The sequence below is a fragment of the Methylophaga sp. UBA5088 genome (assembly GCF_002414625.1).
GTDB classification, from domain to species: Bacteria; Pseudomonadota; Gammaproteobacteria; order Nitrosococcales; family Methylophagaceae; genus Methylophaga; species Methylophaga marina.
Genome location: NZ_DIAC01000095.1, coordinates 15,628 through 17,918 on the forward strand (window position 1 = coordinate 15,628; position 2,291 = coordinate 17,918).

3 protein-coding genes are annotated in these 2,291 nt (G+C 45.6%); 2 read left to right on the forward strand and 1 reads right to left on the reverse strand.

Annotation, left to right across the window (positions count from 1 at the left end):
* Window positions 1-625, reverse strand: a 625-nt coding sequence (locus tag B4K20_RS11735) for a DEAD/DEAH box helicase (RefSeq protein ID WP_289283015.1), incomplete at its 3' end; no start/stop codon positions are given.
* 193 nt (window positions 626-818) lie between these two features.
* Between B4K20_RS11735 and B4K20_RS11740 the strand changes: the two genes are divergently transcribed.
* Together B4K20_RS11740 and B4K20_RS11745 are read left to right on the forward strand one after the other, a co-directional pair.
* Window positions 819-1,028, forward strand: a complete 210-nt coding sequence (locus tag B4K20_RS11740) for a dodecin (protein WP_007145985.1) — start codon at window positions 819-821, stop codon at window positions 1,026-1,028.
* A gap of 23 nt (window positions 1,029-1,051) precedes the next feature.
* Window positions 1,052-2,291: dihydrolipoyl dehydrogenase (locus B4K20_RS11745; RefSeq protein WP_289283016.1), on the forward strand; the 1,240-nt coding region annotated here is incomplete at its 3' end.

Below are 2,291 nucleotides of genomic sequence, written 5' to 3' on the forward strand. Positions count from 1 at the left end.
AATTATTGAGATAACGCTGTGCAACACGGTGTATTGGTTTAGGCATGGTGGCTGAGAATAAAGCCACCTGACGTGTTTCTGGTGTTTCTTTCAGAATGGTTTCAACATCATCAATAAAGCCCATGCGCAGCATTTCATCAGCTTCATCCAGCACCAGTGCTTTCAAATCTTCGAGGGGTAATTTACCGCGACGAATCAAATCAAGAATACGACCAGGCGTACCGACGATAACTTGTGGGCTACGTTGTAACTGGCGTAATTGAATGCCCATGCTTTGACCACCATAAACAGGTAACACATGGAAGTTTTTCATATGACGACCATAACCTTGCATGGCTTCAGCGACTTGAATAGCTAACTCACGCGTGGGGGTGAGTACCAGAATTTGTGGTGTCTTTTGACGATCATTCAAACGACTTAATAGAGGTAGAGAAAAGGCGGCCGTTTTACCTGTACCGGTTTGGGCCTGACCCAGCAAATCACGACCTTCTAATAATGGCGTAATACTTTGGGCTTGAATCGGTGACGGTGTTTCGTAACCGGCTTCTTTGATTGCTTTGACAATAGCGGGAGCGATACCCAGCTCACTGAATGAGGGGATCGAGTCAAGTTGTTCTGTGGACATGCAAAAACCTGTGAATGTCAGTTTTGAACGCAAAACTGAGGAGCGGGATGATAAACGGCATATTATACGATCCTGAAATGGCAAAAGATAGAAAAATCATTTGTTTAATGTGATATTGCGCATTTCTGGTAATGTCGGGTTTTAGGTTTTATGATGGAAATTCAAATGACTTTCTGACAGTGAGGAGACAGAGATGAGTGAACATACCTATAAACTGATTGAATTAACCGGTAGTTCAAGTGAAAGTTCCGATCAGGCGATTCAAAATGCCATCAAAAAAGCCGGTGAAACGGTCAAACATATGCACTGGTTCGAAGTGATTGAAACCCGTGGTTATATTGAAAATGATGGTGTGAAATACTGGCAGGTCACCATCAAAGTTGGGTTTAGAATCGAAGATTAAATATCGCTCCTCAAAGGACTATCATGTCAAATACAACCCAGACCGATGTCATTATTATCGGGGCAGGTACCGCAGGTTTAGCCGCGCTCAAGCAAGTGCAGAAGAAAACGGATGCGTTTTTGTTAATTAACGAAGGTGAATATGGCACCACCTGTGCCCGAGTTGGCTGTATGCCATCCAAGCTGCTTATTGAAGCGGCAAATGCTTATCACCGTCGTCATACTTTTGCTGAGTTTGGTATCCAGAATGCGGAACAACTCAGTATTGATATACCGGCGGTATTACGCCGGCTGCGTCACATAAGAGATTATTTTGTTTCCAGTACGTTAAAGTCGATCAGTGAGGTAGAGGATAAGGTGATTACCGGTCGAGCCACGCTCACAGGGCCCAACACTGTCAGAGTGAACGATGATGTGTATACCGCCAAAAAGATCATTATCGCCACTGGCTCCAGACCTGTACTACCGCCTGAGTGGGAGCAAATAGGCAACAATAAAATTCTCACCACCAATATCTTGTTTGAACAAACTGATTTAAAGCCCAGGATCGCTGTTATAGGTCTGGGGGCTATTGGTATTGAAATGGCTCAGGCTCTGTCACGATTGGGTATCGAAGTCACGGCATTTGGCGCAGAGTCTATGTTGGCGGGACTGACAGATAAAAAGGTCAGTGAGGCATTGCACGAAACACTGGCTAAAGAGTTTACGCTCTACACAGAAACTGAAGCGGATTTAGAGGAGACTGAAAACGGGGTCAAAGTCATCACTCAGAAAAGTGAATTGGAAGTGGATCAAGTGCTGGTAGCAGTGGGGAGACGCCCCAATCTGGATGGCATGGGACTGAATAAACTGGATGTCAGCCTCGATGACAAGGGGATGCCAGACATTAATCCGAATACGACTCAAATAGAAGGCTCAGCGGTATTTATCGCTGGTGATGCGGCGGCCGATAAAATGTTATTACACGAAGTGGCTGATGAAGGGCGTATCGCAGGGCATAACGTATTGAGTGAACGTGTAGAAGCCTATTGTCGTCGTATACCACTCAGTATTGTATTCAGTGAACCAAGCTGCGCTGTGGTGGGCACTGCTTTGCAACAAATTGATCAGCAGACAATCGTCATTGGGGAAGCGAGCTTTACAGATCAGGGAAGGGCGCGGGCTGCACAACGAAATCAGGGAGTGATGCGGGTTTACTTGGATAAATCATCTGGAAAGATTGTGGGGGCAGAAATGGCTTGTTCTGCGGCTGAGCACATGGCTC

Bases quoted from the DNA above. Each gene is read 5' to 3' on its own strand.
- B4K20_RS11740 (WP_007145985.1), top strand. From the start codon at position 819: ATGAGTGAACATACCTATAAACTGATTGAATTAACCGGTAGTTCAAGT.